Raw genomic sequence first — 19074 nt, 5'->3', positions numbered from 1 at the left:
GCGCTGAAACCCTGTCATGATCCGTTGGGCATTCATATCGCTTTTGACGCTGGCGCAACCGGTTCTGGCGCAGCAGGGCGTAACGCTGCGTGATGCGGCGCAGGCCAATGTCACCGGCCTGACCTATTGGTGCGTCGAGGTGATGTTCCGGCGGGCGCAGGCCGCGCAGGCCTTTCCGGCGGCAGGGTTCACCTATCGCAAGGTCGATCGCGGCGTGAACGAATACGGCATTCATCGGGGCAGCAGCCACTATTTCGACGCACCCGCAAACACGGCGCATGCCGAGGTGGACGATACCAGCCGTCCCGCCGGTCTTTGCACTGTGTACACAACCCATCTGAATCAGGCGGACATGGCGGCGATCGTGGGCCGAACGCTTTACCAGTATTTTCCGACGACTGAGCAGTTCAGCCCGACAAGCTGGCATATCTCACTGGACGGCGGCTTGCCGTTGATCATCGAACTCTCAACCATCCAGAACAACCACAGATATGAAACTCCGGGCACTGTGCGCGTCTCTATGACCTATCCCGGCTAGCAGGAACAAAGGAAAGTAAATGGCAGTCCTCATCGACGAAAACACCAAAGTCATCTGTCAGGGCTTCACCGGCTCGCAGGGAACATTCCACTCTGAGCAGGCCATCGCCTATGGCACCAAGATGGTCGGCGGTGTGACCCCGGGCAAAGGTGGCATGACCCATCTTGACCTGCCCGTGTTCAACTCGGTCCACGAGGCCAAGCATGTGACCGAAGCCAACGCCAGCGTGATCTACGTTCCTCCGCCGTTTGCAGCCGACTCGATCCTCGAAGCGATCGATGCCGAGATGGAAGTGATCGTCTGCATCACCGAAGGCATCCCGGTTCTGGACATGATGAAGGTTAAGCGTGCTCTGGAAGGTTCGAAATCGCGTCTGATCGGCCCGAACTGCCCCGGTGTCATCACGCCCGACGCCTGTAAGATCGGCATCATGCCCGGCCACATCCACAAGCGCGGCTCGGTCGGTGTTGTGTCGCGTTCGGGCACGCTGACCTATGAGGCCGTCAAGCAGACTACTGATGTGGGTCTGGGCCAGTCTACCTGTGTGGGCATCGGCGGCGACCCGATCAAAGGCACCGAGCATATCGACGTGCTGGAATGGTTCCTAGCAGATGACGAGACCGAGTCGATTATCATGATCGGTGAGATCGGTGGTTCCGCCGAGGAAGAAGCCGCGCAGTTCCTGGCAGACGAGGCCAAGAAGGGCCGCAAAAAGCCAACCGCCGGTTTCATCGCGGGCCGCACAGCCCCTCCGGGCCGTCGCATGGGCCATGCAGGCGCGATTGTCGCCGGTGGCAAAGGTGGTGCCGAGGACAAGATCGAAGCAATGCGCTCGGCCGGTATCGTTGTAGCCGAAAGCCCGGCGCAGCTGGGTGAGGCTGTTTTGGAAGCGATTGGGTAAATGAACAAGAACCGGGCATATGCTCTGAGGGCAGCGCCCGAAAAACGGGTGGGCGAAAAACGCCCGCCCGATGTTCCTATCTTTTTGCCGCGTAAATTTGCTACTTGGGCAATTCCATTCGTCGCGATATTGGCTGCAACATTCGCTCAATCCAAGGCTGCGTCCGCTGCCGATGGTCGGTTCGTAACGCGATGGTCGGTAAGCCCATGACCTTCTCTGACGCCATCCGCACCTGTTTCTCAAAGTTCTTCACCTTCTCGGGCCGTGCCTCGCGGCCCGAATACTGGTTCTTTTTCCTGTTCATCGTGATCTGGAACATCATTGCCGGTATCATCGACTGGCAGTTCTTCACTCAGGTCGCGGTCAGTGAAAGCGATGAGGTCAAGTCCGTCGCCGCCACGTCCCGGCAACCTGTGCAGAGCATTGTCGGCCTGATCGTATTCTTTCCGCATCTGGCCGTGGCCTTCCGCCGGATGCACGACACCGGGCGGAGCGGGCTTTATGCCCTGCTGCCGATCCTGCTGATCGTGGGCGCGTTTGCGGTTCTGATCTTTGGCATCGGCCTCGCCAGCCAGTTCCACGGTGGTACGATGGATATTCTGCTGACACGTGCCACGCTGCTTATCGTCATTCCGACACTGCTTGTTCTGTTTGTGTCGCCCCTTCTGGTGCTGTGGTGGCTGACCCGCCCCAGCCAGCCAGGCACCAACCAATACGGTCCCAACCCATATGAGGTAGCCCAATGACCGAACATTCGCCCAACTCAGCCTTTCATGCCTCGAGCTTCATGCAGGGGCACAATGCCGAATATCTGGAGCAGCTTTACGCCCAGTACACCAAGAACCCCGGTGCGGTGGATGCCGCCTGGGCCGAATTCTTCAAAGCCATGGGCGACGACGCGCCGGATGTGCAGAAAGAAGCGGAAGGGCCATCCTGGGCGCGCACGGACTGGCCGCCGGTGCCGGGGGATGACCTGACGGGTGCGCTGACCGGCGAATGGGCCGAGATCGACGCCAAGGCGGCAGGCAAGAAGATCAGGGACAAGGCTGCGGCCAAGGGTGTCGAGGTCAGCGACGATCAGATCAAGCGCGCCGTGCTGGACAGCCTGCGGGCGCTGATGCTGATCCGGGCCTATCGCATCCGGGGCCACCTGGCCGCCGATCTGGACCCGCTTGGCATGCGCGCAGCCAGCAACCACCCCGAGCTGGATCCAAGGACCTACGGCTTTACCGATGCCGACATGGACCGACCGATCTTCATCGACAACGTTCTGGGCCTGCAGATGGCCAGCATGCGTCAGATCGTCGAGATCGTGAAGCGGACCTATTGCGGCACCTTCGCACTGCAATACATGCATATCTCTGACCCGGAAGAGGCCGCATGGCTGAAGGAACGGATCGAGGGCTACGGCAAGGAGATCGCCTTCACCAAGGAAGGCCGCAAGGCGATCCTGAACAAGATGGTCGAGGCAGAAGGGTTCGAAAAGTTCCTGCACGTCAAATACATGGGTACTAAGCGGTTCGGTCTGGACGGCGGTGAGGCGCTGATCCCCGCGATGGAACAGATAATCAAGCGCGGCGGCGCGCTGGGTCTGAGCGATATCGTGATCGGGATGCCGCACCGGGGCCGTCTGAACATTCTGGCCAACGTGATGGGCAAACCCTATCGCGCCATCTTCAACGAGTTCCAGGGCGGCAGTTTCAAGCCCGAGGACGTGGACGGTTCGGGCGACGTGAAATACCACCTCGGCGCGTCCAGCGACCGCGAGTTCGATGGCAACTCGGTGCACCTGTCGCTGACCGCCAACCCATCGCACCTTGAGGCGGTGAACCCGGTGGTTCTGGGCAAGGTCCGCGCCAAGCAGGATCAGTTGAACGACACCGACCGCACCAAGGTGATGGCCATTCTGCTGCATGGCGATGCGGCCTTTGCCGGTCAGGGTGTCGTGGCCGAAGGGTTCGGTCTGTCGGGTCTGCGCGGGCACAAGACCGGCGGCACCATGCACATCGTCGTGAACAACCAGATCGGTTTCACGACCGCGCCGCACTTCTCGCGCTCCAGCCCCTATCCCACCGATATCGCGCTGATGGTCGAGGCACCGATCTTCCACGTGAATGGCGACGACCCCGAGGCCGTGGTACATGCCGCCAAGGTGGCAACCGAGTTCCGTCAGAAGTTCCACAAGGACGTGGTCATCGACATCTTCTGCTATCGCCGGTTCGGGCACAACGAGGGCGACGAGCCCATGTTCACCAACCCGATTATGTACAAGAAGATCAAGACGCATAAGACCACGCTGTCGCTTTATACCGAGCGGCTGGTCAAGGACGGCCTGATCCCCGAGGGCGAGATCGAGGACATGAAGGCGGCCTTCCAGGCGCATCTGAACAATGAGTTCGAGGCCGGAAAGGACTATAAACCCAACAAGGCCGACTGGCTGGACGGGCGCTGGTCTCATCTGGACAAGAACAAAGAAGAATACATGCGCGGCGAGACGGCCATCACACCCGAAACGCTGAGCGAAATCGGAGGTGCGCTGACCCGTGCACCCGAGGGCTTTGCCCTGCACAAGACCGTGGGTCGTCTGCTGGATCACAAGAAACAGATGTTCGAGTCGGGTCAAGGGTTCGACTGGGCCACGGGCGAGGCGCTGGCCTTCGGGTCGTTGCTGACCGAGGGCTACCCGGTGCGACTGGCAGGTCAGGACGCGACGCGCGGCACGTTCAGCCAGCGCCACTCGGGTTTCGTCCACCAGGAAACCGAAGAGCGTTATTACCCGCTGAACCATATTCGCGCGGGCCAGTCGCAATATGACGTGATTGACTCGATGCTGTCCGAATATGCGGTTCTGGGTTTCGAATACGGTTATTCGCTGGCCGAACCCAACGCACTGGTTCTTTGGGAGGCGCAGTTTGGTGACTTTGCCAACGGTGCGCAGATCATGTTCGACCAGTTCATCAGCTCGGGCGAAAGCAAATGGCTGCGGATGTCCGGTCTGGTCACTCTGCTGCCGCATGGGTTCGAAGGTCAAGGACCTGAACACAGCTCGGCCCGTCTGGAGCGGTTCTTGCAGATGTGCGGTCAGGACAACTGGATCGTGGCGAACTGTACGACGCCTGCGAACTACTTCCACATCCTGCGCCGTCAGCTGCACCGCACCTTCCGCAAGCCGCTGATCCTGGTGACGCCCAAATCGTTGCTGCGCCACAAGCTGGCGGTCAGCACGGCCGAGGATTTCACCACCGGCTCAAGCTTCCACCGGGTGCTGTGGGACGACGCGCAGAAAGGTAATTCGGACACCAAGCTGGTTGCGGACGACAAGATCAAACGCGTCGTCATGTGTTCCGGCAAGGTCTATTTCGACCTGCTGGAGGAACGCGACGCACGCGGCATTGATGACGTCTATCTGATGCGGATCGAGCAGTATTACCCGTTCCCGGCGCATTCGCTGATCAACGAGCTTGAGCGCTTCAAGGGTGCCGAAATGGTCTGGTGTCAAGAAGAACCCAAAAACCAGGGCGCTTGGTCCTTTATCGAACCCAATATCGAATGGGTGCTGACCCGTATCGGCGCAAAACATACTCGCCCAGTCTATGCCGGTCGCGCAACCTCGGCCTCGCCCGCGACGGGTCTGGCCAGCCAACACAAAGCCCAACAAGAGGCGCTCGTGAACGAAGCGCTGAGCATTGAAGGAAAGTAAGCGATGACGATTGAAGTTCGTGTTCCCACGCTTGGCGAATCCGTCACAGAAGCCACGGTCGCAACATGGTTCAAGAAACCCGGCGACGCCGTGGCAGTGGACGAGATGCTGTGTGAACTGGAAACCGACAAGGTGACAGTTGAAGTACCCTCGCCCGCCGCAGGCGTGATGGGCGAGATTGTAGCGGCAGAGGGTGAAACGGTTGGCGTGAACGCCCTGCTGGCCACCATTACCGCCGGTGAAGGCGCCGCCCCTGCGCCTGCTGCGGCCGCCCCGGCTCCGGCGGCAGCACCGGCAGCATCCGGAGGCAGCGTCGACGTGATGGTCCCGACTTTGGGCGAGTCCGTTACCGAAGCAACCGTATCCACCTGGTTCAAGCAGGTTGGTGACACCGTGGCCCAGGACGAGATGCTGTGTGAGTTGGAGACCGACAAGGTGTCAGTCGAGGTCCCGGCCCCGGCAGCCGGCGTTCTGGCCGAAATCGTGGCACCCGAAGGGTCAACCGTGGATGCAACCGCGAAACTGGCGGTGATCTCGGGCGCGGCCGCTGGCGCGGCGCCCGCACCGGCTGTTGCTGCCGCTGCGGCTGCTCCGGCGGCGGCCAGCGCTGGCAAGGACGTTGCAAACGCGCCGTCCGCCGAAAAGGCGATGGCCGAGGCCGGTCTGTCCTCCGATCAGGTCACGGGCACGGGCCGCGATGGCCGCATAATGAAGGGAGACGTGGCAAAAGCTGTTGCAGCGGCTACAGCCCCAGCGCCTGCGGCGGCTGTGCCCGCCCCCGCTGCCCAGGCCCAGCGCGCACCGGTTGCCGCCGAGGACGAGGCCCGCGAGGAGCGCGTGCGCATGACCCGTCTGCGCCAGACCATCGCCAAGCGCCTGAAGGATGCACAGAACACCGCAGCGATCCTGACCACCTATAACGAGGTGGACATGACCGAGGTGATGGCCCTGCGCAACCAGTACAAGGAGCAGTTCGAGAAGAAGCACGGTGTGCGGCTTGGCTTCATGTCCTTCTTCACCAAGGCCTGCTGCCACGCGCTGAAAGAAGTTCCGGAAGTCAACGCCGAGATCGACGGCACCGATATCGTCTACAAGAACTTCGTGCACATGGGGGTTGCCGCCGGCACGCCTCAAGGTCTGGTTGTTCCGGTCATCCGTGATGCTGACAGCATGTCCTTTGCAGCAATCGAAAAAGCCATCGCCGAAAAAGGCAAGCGCGCCCGTGACGGTAAGCTGTCGATGGCCGAAATGCAGGGCGGCACCTTCACCATCTCGAACGGTGGTGTCTACGGCTCTCTGATGTCGTCGCCGATCCTGAACCCCCCGCAATCGGGTATTCTGGGCATGCACAAGATCCAGGATCGTCCGATGGTCATCAATGGTGAGATCAAGATCCGCCCGATGATGTATCTGGCGCTGTCCTACGATCACCGGATCGTTGACGGCAAAGGCGCCGTGACCTTCCTTGTACGTGTAAAAGAGGCGCTGGAAGATCCGCGCCGCCTCCTGATGGATCTGTAATCATGGCGACACATGTACTCTGGCAGGCCGACGTGGCCGATTTCGATGCCTGGCTGAAAGTGTTCCGCGAGGATCAGCCAATGCGCAAGGCCGCGGGCATCCGCGACCTGCATGTCTGGCGCGATCCCGATCAGAAGGATCACGCAATTGCTATGTTCGAGGTGGTGGACCTGAACAAGGCGAGGGATTTTTTCGGATCCGAGGAGCTGGCCATGCATCACGAGCGCGGCGGCATTGCCCATATCACGATCAAGCTGTTGGAACCCGTCTAAGGACGAACATGCCCCGACCCGCAGATGCCGGGTCGTGCGGCCACCGGGTGATCCGGTCGATTTAGGAGAATATTATGGCAAATTATGATGTCATCGTTATCGGCGCCGGACCCGGCGGCTATGTCTGCGCCATCCGTTGCTCCCAGCTGGGGCTGAAAACCGCCGTGGTCGAAGGCCGCGATACGCTGGGCGGTACCTGCCTGAATGTGGGCTGCATTCCGTCGAAGGCGCTGCTGCATGCCAGCCATCAGCTGCATGAGGCCGAGCATAACTTTGCCAAGATGGGCCTGAAGGGCAAAAGCCCCTCTGTCGACTGGAAACAGATGCAGGCCTACAAGGACGAGGTGATCGAGGGCAACACCAAGGGCATCGAGTTCCTGTTCAAGAAGAACAAGATCGACTGGTTGAAGGGATGGGGTTCGATCCCCGCTGCCGGTCAAGTCAAGGTGGGCGACGAGGTGCATGAGGCCAAGAACATCATCATCGCCTCCGGCTCCGAACCGTCTGCTCTGCCGGGTGTCGAGGTCGATGAAAAGGTGGTCGTGACATCGACAGGGGCGCTGTCGCTGGGCAAGATTCCGAAGAAGATGGTTGTCATCGGCGCCGGCGTGATCGGGCTGGAACTGGGCTCGGTCTACAGCCGCCTGGGGGCCGAGGTGACGGTGATCGAATTCCTCAAGGAAATCACGCCGGGCATGGACCCCGAGATGCAGAAGACCTTCCAGCGCATCCTCAAGAAACAGGGCCTGAAATTCGTCATGGGGGCGGCAGTCCAGAAGACCGAAGCCACCAAGACCAAAGCCAAGGTGACCTACAAGCTGCTCAAGGACGACAGCGAACACGTGATCGAAGCCGATACCGTGCTGGTCGCCACCGGGCGCAAGCCGTACTCGGACGGACTGGGACTGGACGCTCTCGGTGTTGAGATGACGCCACGCGGCCAGATCAAGGTTGGGGCCGACTGGCAGACCAATGTGCCGGGGATCTATTCCATCGGTGACGTGACCGAAGGCCCGATGCTGGCGCACAAGGCCGAAGACGAAGGCATGGCCGCCGCCGAGCAGGTTGCAGGCAAGCATGGGCACGTCAACTATGGTGTCATTCCCGGCGTGATCTACACCTGGCCCGAGGTGGCCAATGTGGGCGAGACCGAAGCGACCCTCAAGGAACAGGGCCGCGCCTACAAAGTCGGCAAATTCATGTTCATGGGAAATGGCCGCGCCAAGGCGAATTTTGCCGCCGATGGATTTGTCAAAATCCTCGCCGACAAGGACACGGACCGAATTCTGGGCGCGCATATCATCGGCCCGGCTGCCGGCGATCTGATCCACGAGGTCTGCGTGGCGATGGAGTTTGGTGCGTCGGCCGAAGATCTGGCCCTGACCTGCCATGCCCACCCCACCTATTCCGAAGCAGTGCGCGAAGCAGCACTGGCCTGTGGCGACGGTCCGATACACTCGTAGGGAACCACCAGACTGAACCAAGGTATGCGAGGCTCTGCCTCGCGCTCCGGGATATTTGGAGCCAGATGAAGTTCGGATCCGCTCTTCATCTGGCCGAAAGTATCCCGGGGGAGTCGCGCGGCACGCGCGGCGGGGGCAGAGCCCCCGTTACCACATGGTTTTTGCCGCGCGGGCGACCCATTCACGATCGTAGTCCGCGCCGCCTTCCTCGCCACCTGACGCTTCGGCCAGCATTTCGCCGATCGTTGGCAGATCGGTGCTCTGGTCCCTGCCTGTCCAAGTTCCGGCCCGCATCAGGGCACGGGCGCATTGGGTGTAGATTTCGTCTATTTCGATGACAATGACGGTTGCCGGGGTCTTCCCGTGTTTCTCGAACCTGTCACGCATTCCGATATCTGCGGTCAGGCGCCCGGTTCCGTTCAGCCGAACGACGTTGTTCGACCCCGGCACGATAAACATGAGAGAAACGCACGGGTCGCGGACGATATTGCGCAAGGAATCCAGCCTGTTGTTTCCACGCCAATCCGGAAGCGCCAGAGTTTTGGCGTCAAGCTCCAGCACCACGGGGCCATCATCGCCACGCGGGCTGCCATCGACACCTTCGGGGCCCACCGTGCTGAGAATACAAAGGCGTGAAGCCATGATCCATTTTCGGTAAAGCGGTGTCAGATGGCGCACCACCTTGCGCAAGGACGGCGCGCCGGGTTTGCCATAAAGCGCCTCAAGCGCGGTTATGTCGTCAATGAACTCCATCCGGATCAAACCCCACTTCCCGCATCAGACTGTTCGACCGCGTCTCGATCTCCTGTTCCAGCCGGTCCAGAAATTCGTCCCGGGCCACACCCGGTTCGATCGGATCCAGGAAATCGACAATTGCAAGGCCGGGCTTGCGCATGATCCCGGAGCGGGGCCAGAAAACGCCCGCATTGGTGGCCACCGGAACACATGGAAACCCGAGACCTTCATAAAGCACCGCGGTTCCAACCTTGTATGGTTTCTGAACGCCCGGCGCGACTCGGGTGCCTTGCGGGTAGATCACCAGTTGACCAGGTTCGGTGAATTCCTTTGCGACATCCTTGACCATCTTCGCCACGGCCGCGCCCCTTTTGCCGCGGTTGACCGGAATACACCCCAAGCGGCGGGCATACATGCCGATGATCGGGGTCCACAGAAGCTCTCGTTTCATGATGAACTTGCCGTGGGGGATGGCGCTGAAGATCATGATGATGTCGAGGAAGGACTGGTGCTTGGCGCCGATGACGACTTCGTCATGGGGGGGTGATCCGCGCACCTCGCAGCGGATGCCGACCATCCAGCGGGCCAGCCAGATCGTGCTGCGGGCGTAGGTCTTGCAGGCCTGCAATGCGCCGCGTTTGGTGAACAGGGCATAGGGCGCGAAGACAATGCCAAGGATCAACATCCAGGCATAGATTGTGATCATGAAGATCAAAGAGCGAATCCATTGAAAACCTGTTCGCATCAGGAAAGCTCCTTTAGTTTTCTGCGGGCGGCGCTCCAGGTCGCGAAGAACGCAACCGTAGCACCTAGAAGCGGGATGACGGCCGGCAGCAACCATCCTGCCCCCTGAAAGCCGAGCCCGGTCAGAAACCCGCCCGCATCCGAGGTATCGGGCAGCAGTGACACGCCGATCATTCCAAACAGGGTTCCGATCCCGGCCCCCAGAAGCGCCCGATAGGTAAAGCGGCGCACGAAGGCTCCGGCGATGAAACGGTCGCGGGCTCCGACCTGGCGTAGGACCTCGATGATCCGGGCGTTGGCGGCCAGCGAGGCGTTGGCAGCCAGCGTGATCATTGCGGCGGTTGCACCGCCGATCAGCAGAATGGAAATCCAGCCCAGTCGCCGCACCGACATGGCCGCGTCAACCAGCGGTTCGCGCCAGCGTGTGTGGTCATCCAGAACCGCGCCAGGCACCTCGGCGCTCAGGCGAAGGCGCAGCCCGGCGGCATCCAGCCCCGGTTCGCCTTCGATAATCTCGATCAGTTGCGGCACGGGCAGAGTGTCCAGTGGCAGATCGGGTCCGAACCATGGCGATAGCAGAGCGGCCTGTTCCTGATCCGTCAAGGCGCGGGCCGAGGCGACTCCAGGGGTCTGGCCAAGGACGGTCAGGGCGGCTTCGGTCTGGGCCGCAAGCTGTCCGGCAGGGGCGTTGATGCGCAAGGTGGCGGCACCGGCCAGTTCCGACGCCCAGCGATCCGCCACGCGGCCCGAAGCCAGCGACAGGGCCAGCGCAAATACCGCCAGAAATCCCATCGCGCCCGAGACGAACAGGGTCAGATGCGCGGTATACCCTGTGGGCGGAACCACCCGGTCGGCGCGTTTGTCGCGCGACAGCAGGTTGCGGATGGTGCCATTGCTCATAGATCGGCCCCCGCGAGCTGCAGCTTGCGCTGCGAGATCCGCAGAACACGCGCCTGTACCTGGCTTTTGGCGGCGCGGATCAGGCTGAGGTCATGGGTCGCGATCAGCACCGTTTTGCCCATCCGGTTCAGTTCGACCAGCAGGCGCAGCAGGCGCTGCGACATTTCCCAGTCCACATTGCCGGTGGGTTCATCCGCCAGCACCACATCCGGCGACAGGATCACCGCGCGGGCCAGCGCGGCGCGCTGGCGTTCGCCGCCCGACAGTTCCGGCGGATGCGCCTCGAGCCTTGATCCAAGCCCGACCCAGCTCAGCAGTTCTGTCAGGTTGTCCTGTTCGGCCGTTTCGGCCCGCCCCGAAACCATCAGCGGCAGAGCCACGTTTTCCGCCAGTGTCATGTGGTCGAGAAACTGGCAATCCTGATGGACCACGCCGATCCGGCGACGCAACAGGGCCATCTGGTCGCGGTCCAGCCGGGCAATATCGCTGTTAAACGCGCTGAGACGACCGGATGTCGGCAACAGAGCGCCGTAGCACAGTTTGAGGAACGTGGTCTTGCCCGCACCCGAAGGACCGGTCAGAAAGTGGAAGGACCCCGGCGGCAGCTGGATCGACACGTCGCTCAGCAGTTCGCCGTCGCCATAGGTGTAGCTGACATTCTCCAGCTCGATCACAAGGTGCGCCCCCAGGTTTTTTCTGCCGCTCTTCTTGCCCGAGCGCGGTTGCGGTTTCAATGCCTGCACCGGGTCGATTTGGTGACACTTGACCCGTGAAACCGAAATCGCCCTTTGCTGTTGGGTCTTAACGGAATATGGTTCCTTAAAAAACTACTATCAGGCCGATCAATCGGCCAGGAGGCAGCATGCGTCTTACGTGTCCCAATTGCAGTGCCCAGTATGAAGTTCCGGATGAGGTTATTCCGGAAGAAGGCCGCGACGTTCAGTGTTCCAATTGTGAAGAGACGTGGTTTCAGGCGAAGAACCCGGCTGAAGCAGTCTCTGCGCCCGAACCGGCAGCACCGGATGCTGCAACCGATGAGGCGCCCGAGCCCGCATCGCCGCCAGCGGACGACATGAACGAGCCCGCAGAGGCGCAGCCTGCTGAAGCCAAAAGCGGTGTCGACCCCTCTGTCGCCAGCATCCTGAAGGAGGAGGCAGCCCGCGAGGCGGAATTGCGGGCCAAGGAAGGGGGCGGCCTTGAAAGCCAGCCTGATCTTGCGCTGGAACCGGTCGCCAAACCGGCGCCTGCGACGCAATCCGTTCCCGTGGAAACCGCCGCAGATGCGGGGCAGAAAGACGCTTTGCCGGATGTCGAGGCGATCAATTCCAGCCTGCGCAGCGATGAAGTGAACGCGTCCGATACCGACGATCAGCCCGCGCAGCGCAAATCGGGCGGCTTTCTGCGGGGATTCTCACTGATCCTGATCATCGGTGTTCTTCTGTTTCTGATCTACGGCAACGCGCAGCAGATCAGTGAAGCTGTTCCGCAGGCCGACCCTGTTCTGAAACCCTATGTCTCGCTGGTGGATCAGGCGCGCGTCTGGCTTCAAGCGCAATCCGGGGCGGTTCAGAACTGAACCGCGCAAAACCAAGCGTCAGAAACGTTCCAGCAAGCGTTTGAGGTATTCCAGCTCGATCTTGGGCCGATCGGATTCACCGGTGCGGCGGCGGATTTCGTCCAGCAGTTCACGCGCGCGGCGATAGACGTCTTCCCCCTGCAAAAGGTTGTCGTCGGTCGAGATCGACCCGGCAGCACCCGGGCTGCGGCCCAGTGGATCGCGGTTGTTGGCCTCCATGTCGCCTTCCTGCGAGCCCTGTCCCGGTTGGTTCTGTTGGTTCTGCGCCAGCGCCTCGCCCAGCGAGCGCATGCCCTCGCGCAGGGCCTCCATCGCTTCGGACTGTCGGTCAATGGCTTCGGCCAGATCGTCGCCGCGCAGGGCGTCTTCCGCTTCGTCCATGGCGCGACCGGCGCGGCCCAGCGCCTCGCGCGCCGCTTCACCTTCGGCGGTTCCGGCACCCGGCAGGCCCTGTTCCTGACGTCTGAGTTCCTCGCGCAGGGCCTGCTGGCGGTCTGCAAGCGATCCCTGGCCCTGTTGTCCGCCGCCGGCCTGATCGTCCGAGCCGTCACCCTGACCGCCCTGGCCTTCATGGCTCTGGCCCCGGCCCAGGCCACCGGAACGGCCTTCGTTGCCGCGGCTTTCGCCGGCCTGCGCACCGGGGTTGAACTGTTCCTGCAAATCCCGGAACGCCTGATCGCTGAGGCCCTGCTGTTCGCGCAGGGTTTCCGCAAGCCCTTCCATGGCCTGTTGACCCTCGGACTGTCCGCCCTGCCCCTGACCTTGGGTCACGCGCATGTTTTCCATCATCTGCTGGAACTCTTCCAGCGCCTGTTGCGCCTCGGCCATGCGGCCCTGTTCCATCAGTTCCTGAATGCGGTCCATCATCCGCTGCAGATCGTCCTGGGTCATCTGCAGAGACTCGCCATTTGGGCCTGTCTGGTTCTCGCCGCCTTCACCGTTTTCTTGTGCCAGCCGCTGAAGCTGTCGCATGTAATCCTGCGTGGCTTCGCGCAACTCCTGCATCAGCTCGGCGATTTCCTCGTCACTGGCACCATTCTTCATCGCCTCCGTCAGGCGCTCCTGCGCGCGGCGCATGCGTTCCAGCGCATCGGCCAGAGTGCCATCTTCGATCAGCACGGCCAGATCCCACAGGGCCTGGGCTATTTCGGCTTGCTGATCCGGCTTCAGGCCATAATCGGTGAACGTCTCCAACCGGCGCAGCACGACCCGAAGCCTCAGATAGGCGGTGTCGGACCGAAACAAATCCTCGGGGCGGTGGGACACGGCGCGCAGAACTTGCGCAATGCGCGGCGCATTGGAACGGGCCCACAACAGGTCACGCCGTTGTTCAATCACCGCGGCAGCCAGCGGGTCGAAGAAACGGCGCGCAGGAAGGGCCGTCTGATAGGGATCGGACCAGGTTTCCTGATCGGCGGCATCCCGTGCCATCAGGGTTATCGTGACCGGCAGGTGTGCCCAGGGATGTTCCGAGAAATCCTCGATCAGGTCTTCCGTGAAATCGGCCCGGTCGCCGGTGATCGGCATGGGCAGTTCAACGGTCACGGCTTCGCGCGGTTCAGGGTCTGCAGTCAGGCCAAAGCGGCGATCAACCGAGGCCAGATCAAGTTCGATCAATGCGGTGCCCGAGACCACGCCATAATCATCGCTTGCCGCAAAGGGCAGTTTCATCTGACCACCCGCCTCGGCTTCGGCCACATCGGTCACCGCAATCTGCGGCGCCGCGTCGGCAAGCAGGTTCAGCGCCCATTCGCGCCCTGCGGGGCCTTCGATCTTCAATTGCCCTGAATGTTCGGCCACGAAATCCTGTTCGGGATTGGTCTCGGCCTCGGCCCCCAAAAGAGACGTGGTCTCGGTCAGGCTGTGTGACCCGACTTCTCCGTAAAAGCGCAACGTGATGCGGCTGCCCTGTGGAAGCGTCAGATCGGGGCCCGGCTGATCGGCCAGATAGAGCGTCGGCAGACCGGTGTATCTGGGCGGTTCGATCCAGCCTTCCCAGCTTGGCCCCTGCCCCGCTGTCGCAGTACCCGGCGTCATCTCGGCCACGGATCCGATACGCCAGAACGACCCGAACAGGGTTGCGATCACCAGCGCCAGAAGCGCTGCATAGCGCAGGGCAAAGGGGTCGCGGTCTGCCAGCCTAAGGTCAGGCTTTACGGGTTCGGCCTGCGCCACCTTTTGTGCCATGCGTTTCTGGTGTGCCTGCCACAGGGCGACCGAGGCCGCGTCCATGGAGCCGATGGCCTGATCGTCCACCAAGGCCTGGATCGGGCGTCCCGGCAGTGTTTCATCCAGCCTCACCAACGCCTCGGCGCGTGTCGGCAGATGGAATCGCCTGACCCCGAACATGAGCGCAGAAAGCAGTCCGATCAGCGCGACACTGCCCGCCGCCCAGACAAATTCGACACTGACAAGATCCTGCAGACCCAACATCAGAGCGGCCAAAATGGCCATCAAAATCGAAAAAAACGGCCAAAACGCGCGCAAAACCCGCTCGGCCAGCATCCCTGCGTGCGTCAGCCACAGGGACAGCCGGGGAATAGGCAGGTTTGATCTGTCGCTCAAGGCGGGCCTCCTGATCAGGCCCGTGCGATCATCGCGTCAGAGCCATGGGGGTATGGTATCGCGGTTTATGATTTCGTCAAAGCTTGGGCGTTCACGAATAACCGCAAATTGATCCCCATGCACCAGAACCTCGGGGATCAGGGGACGGGTATTGTATTCGCTGGCCATCACCGCACCATAGGCCCCGGCGCTGCGGAACGCGACCAGATCACCGGCGTGCAGCGGCGGCATATCGCGCTGCTTGGCAAAGGTATCACCGGTTTCGCAGACCGGGCCCACGATGTCATAGGGTTGCTGTTCGACCCCCGGCGCGGGTTCATGAACGACGACAATGTCATGATACGCCTCGTACATTGCGGGGCGAATCAGGTCGTTCATGGCGCCGTCAAGGATCAGGAAATCGCGACCCTCGCCGGATTTCACATAGATCACCTTGCTGACCATCAGCCCGGCATTTCCGGCAATCAATCGGCCCGGCTCGATCTCGATCTCGCAACCCAGATGGCCCAGCGTTTTCTTGATCAGTGCACCGTATTCCACTGGCAGTGGTGGTGCGTCATTCGAGCGGGTGTACGGAATGCCGAGGCCACCGCCCAGATCGAGGCGACGAATATCGTGCCCTTCAGACCGCAGCTTTTCTGTCAGCTCCGCCACCTTGGTATATGCCAGCTCGAACGGCTCAAGCTCGGTCAGTTGCGAGCCGATATGAACGTCGATGCCGATCACCTCCAGCCCGGGTAGACTGGCAGCATGGGCGTAGACTTCGGAAGCGCGCGCAATCGGGATGCCGAACTTGTTCTCGGACTTGCCGGTCGCGATCTTGGCGTGGGTTTTGGCGTCGACGTCGGGGTTCACCCGCACTGTGATCGGCGCCACAACGCCCAGCTCCTGCGCGACGGCATTGATCACCTCCATCTCGGGCTCGGATTCCACGTTGAACTGGCGGATGCCACCGGTCAGTGCGGTGCGAATTTCATCCGCCGTCTTGCCAACGCCCGAAAACACGATCCTGTCGCCCGGCACACCGGCTGCCTTGGCGCGCATGTATTCCCCGCCCGAGACCACGTCCATTCCCGCACCGGCTTGCGCCAGCGTTTTCAGAATCGCCTGATTGCTGGCCGCCTTCATCGCGTAGCAGACAAGGTGATCGGTGCCCTCAAGCGCGTCATCGAACAACTGAAAGTGCCGCAGCAATGTCGCGGTGGAATAGACGTAGAACGGCGTTCCGACCGCGGCTGCAATCTCGGAAATCGGGACATCCTCGGCGTAGAGCGCGCCGTCGCGGTAGAGAAAGTGATCCATGACTGCGCGCTTAGACCAAAAAGGGCATTCGGAGCAAATGATTCCGGCGGAACCCTTATTTTGTCGTCGAAATTCCCACGCGGCCATACCCCGAGATGGAAATGCCCGAACCTCTGGGTTCCGCCGCCGGTTCAGAGCGCGGTTTGTAGTTTGGGTCGCAAGCGGCAAGCGCGGCCAGCGAAAGGATCAGAAGAAAGGTTTTCATCAAGAGTTTTTCGTTCTTTCGTTCGGCCGGTCAGACACCAAAGAACACACCGACGGGTCCGCGCCAGAATCCGACGCCTGCGCCGACGTGAACGCCATTTGATCCGACGCCGACACTGGCGCTCATGGTTGGGGTGGTCGGCTCGCCGTCCGCGCCGCACCCGGCCAGAGCAACTCCGACCGCGATCAGCATGAAGATGCGCATGACTTGTTTCACAGCAGTCCCTTCCATCGCTCAGCCTGGGCGCGGACCTGATCCGGTGCCGTGCCTCCGTAGGACTGACGTGAGTTTACCGAGTTTTCGACGGTTAGGACAGAATAGACATCATTCGTGATATCGGCATGAACCGATTGCATATCCTCAAGGGTCAGATCGGGCAGGTCGCAGGCCTTGGCTTCGGCCATGGCCACCAGCGCGCCGGTGACGTGGTGGGCGTCGCGGAACGGCAGGCCCAGAACGCGCACCAGCCAGTCAGCCAGGTCGGTGGCGGTCGAAAAACCGGAACCGGCGGCGGAGGCAAGGCTGTCTCGGTTGGCGGTCATGTCCTTGACCATGCCTTCCATCGCCGCCAGCGCCAGCATCCAGTTGTCGGCGGCGTCAAAGACCTGTTCCTTGTCTTCCTGCATGTCCTTGGAATAGGCCAGCGGCAGGCCCTTCATCACCATCATCAGCGCGGTATTGGCGCCATAGATGCGCCCCACCTTGGCGCGGATCAGTTCCGCCGCATCCGGGTTCTTCTTTTGCGGCATGATCGACGATCCGGTCGAGAACCGGTCGGACAGCGTCACAAACCGGAACTGGGCCGAGGACCAGATCACCAGTTCCTCGGCGAAGCGCGACAGATGCACGGCACAGATCGAGGCGGTCGAAAGGAACTCGAGCGCGAAGTCGCGGTCGCTGACCGCATCCAGCGAGTTCGCGGCGGGGCGGTCAAAGCCGAGCGCCTCGGCCGTCATGTGCCGGTCGATCGGGAAAGAAGTGCCTGCAAGCGCGGCGGCACCCAGCGGCGATTCGTTCATCCGGGCGCGGGCGTCGCGCACGCGGGACAGATCACGGCCAAACATCTCGACATAGGCCATCATGTGGTGACCCCACGTCACTGGTTGCGCGGTTTGCAGATGGGTAAATCCGGGCATGACCCAGTCCGCCCCGGCCTCGGCCTGCGCCAAAAGCGCGCGGATCAGGGCCAGCAACCCGGTTTCCGCCGCGTCCAGCTGATCGCGGACCCAGAGTTTGAAATCGGTTGCCACCTGATCGTTACGGCTGCGGCCCGTGTGCAAACGGCCTGCGGGCTCTCCGATCACTTCCTTCAGGCGCGCTTCGACATTCATGTGGATGTCTTCCAGCGCGGTCGAGAACTGAAATTCTCCGTTCTGGATTTCTGACAAAACGGTGAGCAGCCCTTCCCGAATGGCCTGCGCGTCACTATCAGTTATAACGCCCGTGGCAGCCAGCATGGCGGCATGGGCGCGCGAGCCTGCGATGTCCTGGGCTGCCATCCGCTGATCGAACCCGATCGAGGCGTTGATTGCCTCCATGATCGCGTCTGGACCGGCGGCAAAGCGGCCGCCCCACATCTGGTTCGAGGATTGATCGGTCATGTTGGAAAACCCGGAGTTGATATGCGCCTGTTACGTCTGATCCCCCTTTATATGGCCCTTGCGCTGGGTGCAAATGCGGCTTTGGCCAGTGATGCCGAAACTCTGGCGCCGCTGCGGGACGGCAGCCTGAAGCGGCTGATCCTGCATAAGGAACCCAAACCGGCAAAGACCATCGAGTTCCAGTTGGAAGACGACGGCGGGGTCGGCACACTTGAAGATTACGCCGGCAAATATGTGCTGGTGAATTTCTGGGCCACGTGGTGCGCGCCCTGTCGCAAGGAAATGCCCCAGATTGCAGAATTGCAGGAAGAATTCGGCGGCGACAAATTTCAGGTTCTCACCCTGGCCACCGGTCGAAACACCCATGCCGGGATCAAGAAGTTCTTCGACGAGAACGGAATCGTCAACCTTCCGCGCCATCAGGACCCCAGCCAGGCCGCCGCGCGTGAATTCGGCGTCATCGCCCTGCCGATCACCGTCATCCTGAACCCCGAGGGACAGGAAATCGCGCGCCTGATAGGGGATGCGGAATGGAATTCGGACAGCGCCAAGGCGATCATCGCGGCGCTGGTCGGCACAGAGGGCGAAAGCTGAAAAAGACTATCGGTACAATCCGGTAATGTAGGCCCGTCCATTTCAATCTCGTGATATACTGTCCCCGCCCCTCCTGTTGGGCGGGGCAGTTTGCGTTTTGGGAATGGAGGTGACGATGAGACCTGTGGTTTTGCTGATTGGACGCTTGCCGAATGTGATCGGAGATGTCGCGCAGCAACTGGATCACCTGCCGATTCAATGGCTGGGTGCACATGACCCTGATGAGGTGCGGCGGCAACTGGACGCCGAACCCCGGATCGCATGCGCCATCATGGGCGCGGGGCTGGATGACAAGGTACGGGGCGAAATGGTGGGCATAATCGCCTCCCGCCGTCCGGATATCTGCATTCACCTGAAAGACCGCACGTCTGGTCCCGAAGGTCTGGTCCCGTTCGTCCGGCGCGTGGTGCAGCATGAAATCCTGGAAAGTCTGGAAAAAGGCTGACGCGACGCCACC

19 protein-coding genes are annotated in these 19074 nt (G+C 61.4%); 10 read left to right on the top strand and 9 right to left on the bottom strand.

Annotated features, from left to right (window positions below; all coding sequences use genetic code 11):
- Positions 1-16: 16 nt before the first annotated feature.
- The 7 genes from ACR3EQ_RS16885 to lpdA all read left to right on the top strand — a co-directional run bounded on the left by ACR3EQ_RS16885 (position 17) and on the right by lpdA (position 8395).
- Positions 17-538 carry a hypothetical protein gene (locus tag ACR3EQ_RS16885; RefSeq protein WP_170614400.1) on the top strand — a complete coding sequence of 174 codons (522 nt, stop codon included), beginning with the start codon at positions 17-19 and terminating at the stop codon, positions 536-538.
- Positions 539-557: 19 nt separating this feature from the next.
- Entirely contained in the window at positions 558-1439 is an 882-nt protein-coding gene (sucD, locus tag ACR3EQ_RS16880; RefSeq protein ID WP_058278790.1) for a succinate--CoA ligase subunit alpha, read from the top strand.
- 206 nt (positions 1440-1645) lie between these two features.
- Entirely contained in the window at positions 1646-2185 is a 540-nt protein-coding gene (locus tag ACR3EQ_RS16875) for a DUF805 domain-containing protein (protein WP_170614399.1), read from the top strand.
- A complete protein-coding gene (locus ACR3EQ_RS16870; RefSeq protein WP_170614398.1) occupies positions 2182-5139 on the top strand; it encodes a 2-oxoglutarate dehydrogenase E1 component in 2958 nt (985 codons plus the stop codon). Before ACR3EQ_RS16875 ends, ACR3EQ_RS16870 begins: the two co-directional genes overlap by 4 nt.
- Before the next feature lie 3 nt (positions 5140-5142).
- Positions 5143-6660: a 2-oxoglutarate dehydrogenase complex dihydrolipoyllysine-residue succinyltransferase gene (gene odhB, locus ACR3EQ_RS16865; RefSeq protein ID WP_480491300.1), complete on the top strand. Its 1518-nt coding sequence runs from the start codon at positions 5143-5145 to the stop codon at positions 6658-6660.
- 2 nt (positions 6661-6662) lie between these two features.
- On the top strand, positions 6663-6932 hold the full coding sequence (locus tag ACR3EQ_RS16860; protein ID WP_170614396.1) for a hypothetical protein: 270 nt from the start codon (positions 6663-6665) through the stop codon (positions 6930-6932).
- A 74-nt stretch (positions 6933-7006) separates the two neighbouring features.
- On the top strand, positions 7007-8395 hold the full coding sequence (gene lpdA / locus ACR3EQ_RS16855) for a dihydrolipoyl dehydrogenase (RefSeq protein ID WP_480491298.1): 1389 nt from the start codon (positions 7007-7009) through the stop codon (positions 8393-8395).
- A 147-nt stretch (positions 8396-8542) separates the two neighbouring features.
- On the opposite strand, the gene ACR3EQ_RS16850 is transcribed toward lpdA, so the two are convergent.
- From ACR3EQ_RS16850 to ACR3EQ_RS16835, 4 genes are read right to left on the bottom strand one after another with little or no spacing between them, the layout of a single operon-like run.
- Entirely contained in the window at positions 8543-9148 is a 606-nt protein-coding gene (locus ACR3EQ_RS16850) for a pyridoxamine 5'-phosphate oxidase family protein (RefSeq protein WP_170619259.1), read from the bottom strand.
- Positions 9135-9875, bottom strand: a complete 741-nt coding sequence (locus ACR3EQ_RS16845) for a lysophospholipid acyltransferase family protein (protein WP_170614393.1) — start codon at positions 9873-9875, stop codon at positions 9135-9137. The genes ACR3EQ_RS16850 and ACR3EQ_RS16845 overlap by 14 nt, the downstream gene beginning before the upstream one ends.
- Positions 9875-10774, bottom strand: coding sequence for an FtsX-like permease family protein (locus tag ACR3EQ_RS16840; RefSeq protein ID WP_170614392.1), 900 nt, complete (start codon positions 10772-10774; stop codon positions 9875-9877). The genes ACR3EQ_RS16845 and ACR3EQ_RS16840 overlap by 1 nt, the downstream gene beginning before the upstream one ends.
- A complete protein-coding gene (locus ACR3EQ_RS16835; RefSeq protein ID WP_170614460.1) occupies positions 10771-11448 on the bottom strand; it encodes an ATP-binding cassette domain-containing protein in 678 nt (225 codons plus the stop codon). Before ACR3EQ_RS16835 ends, ACR3EQ_RS16840 begins: the two co-directional genes overlap by 4 nt.
- Positions 11449-11636: 188 nt before the next feature.
- On the opposite strand from ACR3EQ_RS16835, the gene ACR3EQ_RS16830 reads away from it, so the two are divergent.
- A complete protein-coding gene (locus tag ACR3EQ_RS16830; protein WP_170614391.1) occupies positions 11637-12350 on the top strand; it encodes a zinc-ribbon domain-containing protein in 714 nt (237 codons plus the stop codon).
- Positions 12351-12368: 18 nt separating this feature from the next.
- Here ACR3EQ_RS16830 and ACR3EQ_RS16825 read toward each other — a convergent pair whose 3' ends face one another.
- Genes ACR3EQ_RS16825 through argH form a run of 5 tightly spaced genes read right to left on the bottom strand, consistent with a single transcriptional unit; the run spans position 12369 to position 18023 of the window.
- Positions 12369-14915, bottom strand: a complete 2547-nt coding sequence (locus ACR3EQ_RS16825) for a TIGR02302 family protein (RefSeq protein WP_480491295.1) — start codon at positions 14913-14915, stop codon at positions 12369-12371.
- Between the two features lie 36 nt (positions 14916-14951).
- Positions 14952-16217, bottom strand: coding sequence for a diaminopimelate decarboxylase (gene lysA / locus ACR3EQ_RS16820; RefSeq protein ID WP_480491293.1), 1266 nt, complete (start codon positions 16215-16217; stop codon positions 14952-14954).
- A 55-nt stretch (positions 16218-16272) separates the two neighbouring features.
- A complete protein-coding gene (locus ACR3EQ_RS16815) occupies positions 16273-16422 on the bottom strand; it encodes a hypothetical protein (protein WP_170614389.1) in 150 nt (49 codons plus the stop codon).
- 30 nt (positions 16423-16452) lie between these two features.
- Complete coding sequence (locus tag ACR3EQ_RS16810; RefSeq protein ID WP_321249300.1) at positions 16453-16638, bottom strand: argininosuccinate lyase; 186 nt, start codon at positions 16636-16638, stop codon at positions 16453-16455.
- Positions 16635-18023, bottom strand: coding sequence for an argininosuccinate lyase (gene argH / locus ACR3EQ_RS16805; protein ID WP_480491291.1), 1389 nt, complete (start codon positions 18021-18023; stop codon positions 16635-16637). The genes ACR3EQ_RS16810 and argH overlap by 4 nt, the downstream gene beginning before the upstream one ends.
- Before the next feature lie 21 nt (positions 18024-18044).
- Between argH and ACR3EQ_RS16800 the strand changes: the two genes are divergently transcribed.
- Both ACR3EQ_RS16800 and ACR3EQ_RS16795 read left to right on the top strand, forming a co-directional pair.
- Entirely contained in the window at positions 18045-18617 is a 573-nt protein-coding gene (locus tag ACR3EQ_RS16800; protein ID WP_480491289.1) for a TlpA disulfide reductase family protein, read from the top strand.
- A 115-nt stretch (positions 18618-18732) separates the two neighbouring features.
- Entirely contained in the window at positions 18733-19062 is a 330-nt protein-coding gene (locus ACR3EQ_RS16795) for a hypothetical protein (RefSeq protein ID WP_170614385.1), read from the top strand.
- Positions 19063-19074: the final 12 nt, after the last annotated feature.

The sequence above is a fragment of the Ruegeria sp. AN11 genome (assembly GCF_056536005.1).
This window is presented reverse-complemented; position numbering and strand designations above follow the sequence as displayed.

Coding starts and splice junctions, on each gene's coding strand:
- odhB (WP_480491300.1), top strand. CDS start 5,143: ATGACGATTGAAGTTCGTGTTCCCACGCTTGGCGAATCCGTCACAGAA.
- sucD (WP_058278790.1), top strand. CDS start 558: ATGGCAGTCCTCATCGACGAAAACACCAAAGTCATCTGTCAGGGCTTC.
- lysA (WP_480491293.1), bottom strand. CDS start 16,217: ATGGATCACTTTCTCTACCGCGACGGCGCGCTCTACGCCGAGGATGTC.
- ACR3EQ_RS16870 (WP_170614398.1), top strand. CDS start 2,182: ATGACCGAACATTCGCCCAACTCAGCCTTTCATGCCTCGAGCTTCATG.
- ACR3EQ_RS16875 (WP_170614399.1), top strand. CDS start 1,646: ATGACCTTCTCTGACGCCATCCGCACCTGTTTCTCAAAGTTCTTCACC.
- ACR3EQ_RS16795 (WP_170614385.1), top strand. CDS start 18,733: ATGAGACCTGTGGTTTTGCTGATTGGACGCTTGCCGAATGTGATCGGA.
- ACR3EQ_RS16845 (WP_170614393.1), bottom strand. CDS start 9,875: ATGCGAACAGGTTTTCAATGGATTCGCTCTTTGATCTTCATGATCACA.
- argH (WP_480491291.1), bottom strand. CDS start 18,023: ATGACCGATCAATCCTCGAACCAGATGTGGGGCGGCCGCTTTGCCGCC.
- ACR3EQ_RS16885 (WP_170614400.1), top strand. CDS start 17: ATGATCCGTTGGGCATTCATATCGCTTTTGACGCTGGCGCAACCGGTT.
- ACR3EQ_RS16830 (WP_170614391.1), top strand. CDS start 11,637: ATGCGTCTTACGTGTCCCAATTGCAGTGCCCAGTATGAAGTTCCGGAT.
- ACR3EQ_RS16800 (WP_480491289.1), top strand. CDS start 18,045: ATGCGCCTGTTACGTCTGATCCCCCTTTATATGGCCCTTGCGCTGGGT.
- ACR3EQ_RS16850 (WP_170619259.1), bottom strand. CDS start 9,148: ATGGAGTTCATTGACGACATAACCGCGCTTGAGGCGCTTTATGGCAAA.
- ACR3EQ_RS16860 (WP_170614396.1), top strand. CDS start 6,663: ATGGCGACACATGTACTCTGGCAGGCCGACGTGGCCGATTTCGATGCC.
- lpdA (WP_480491298.1), top strand. CDS start 7,007: ATGGCAAATTATGATGTCATCGTTATCGGCGCCGGACCCGGCGGCTAT.
- ACR3EQ_RS16840 (WP_170614392.1), bottom strand. CDS start 10,774: ATGAGCAATGGCACCATCCGCAACCTGCTGTCGCGCGACAAACGCGCC.
- ACR3EQ_RS16815 (WP_170614389.1), bottom strand. CDS start 16,422: ATGAAAACCTTTCTTCTGATCCTTTCGCTGGCCGCGCTTGCCGCTTGC.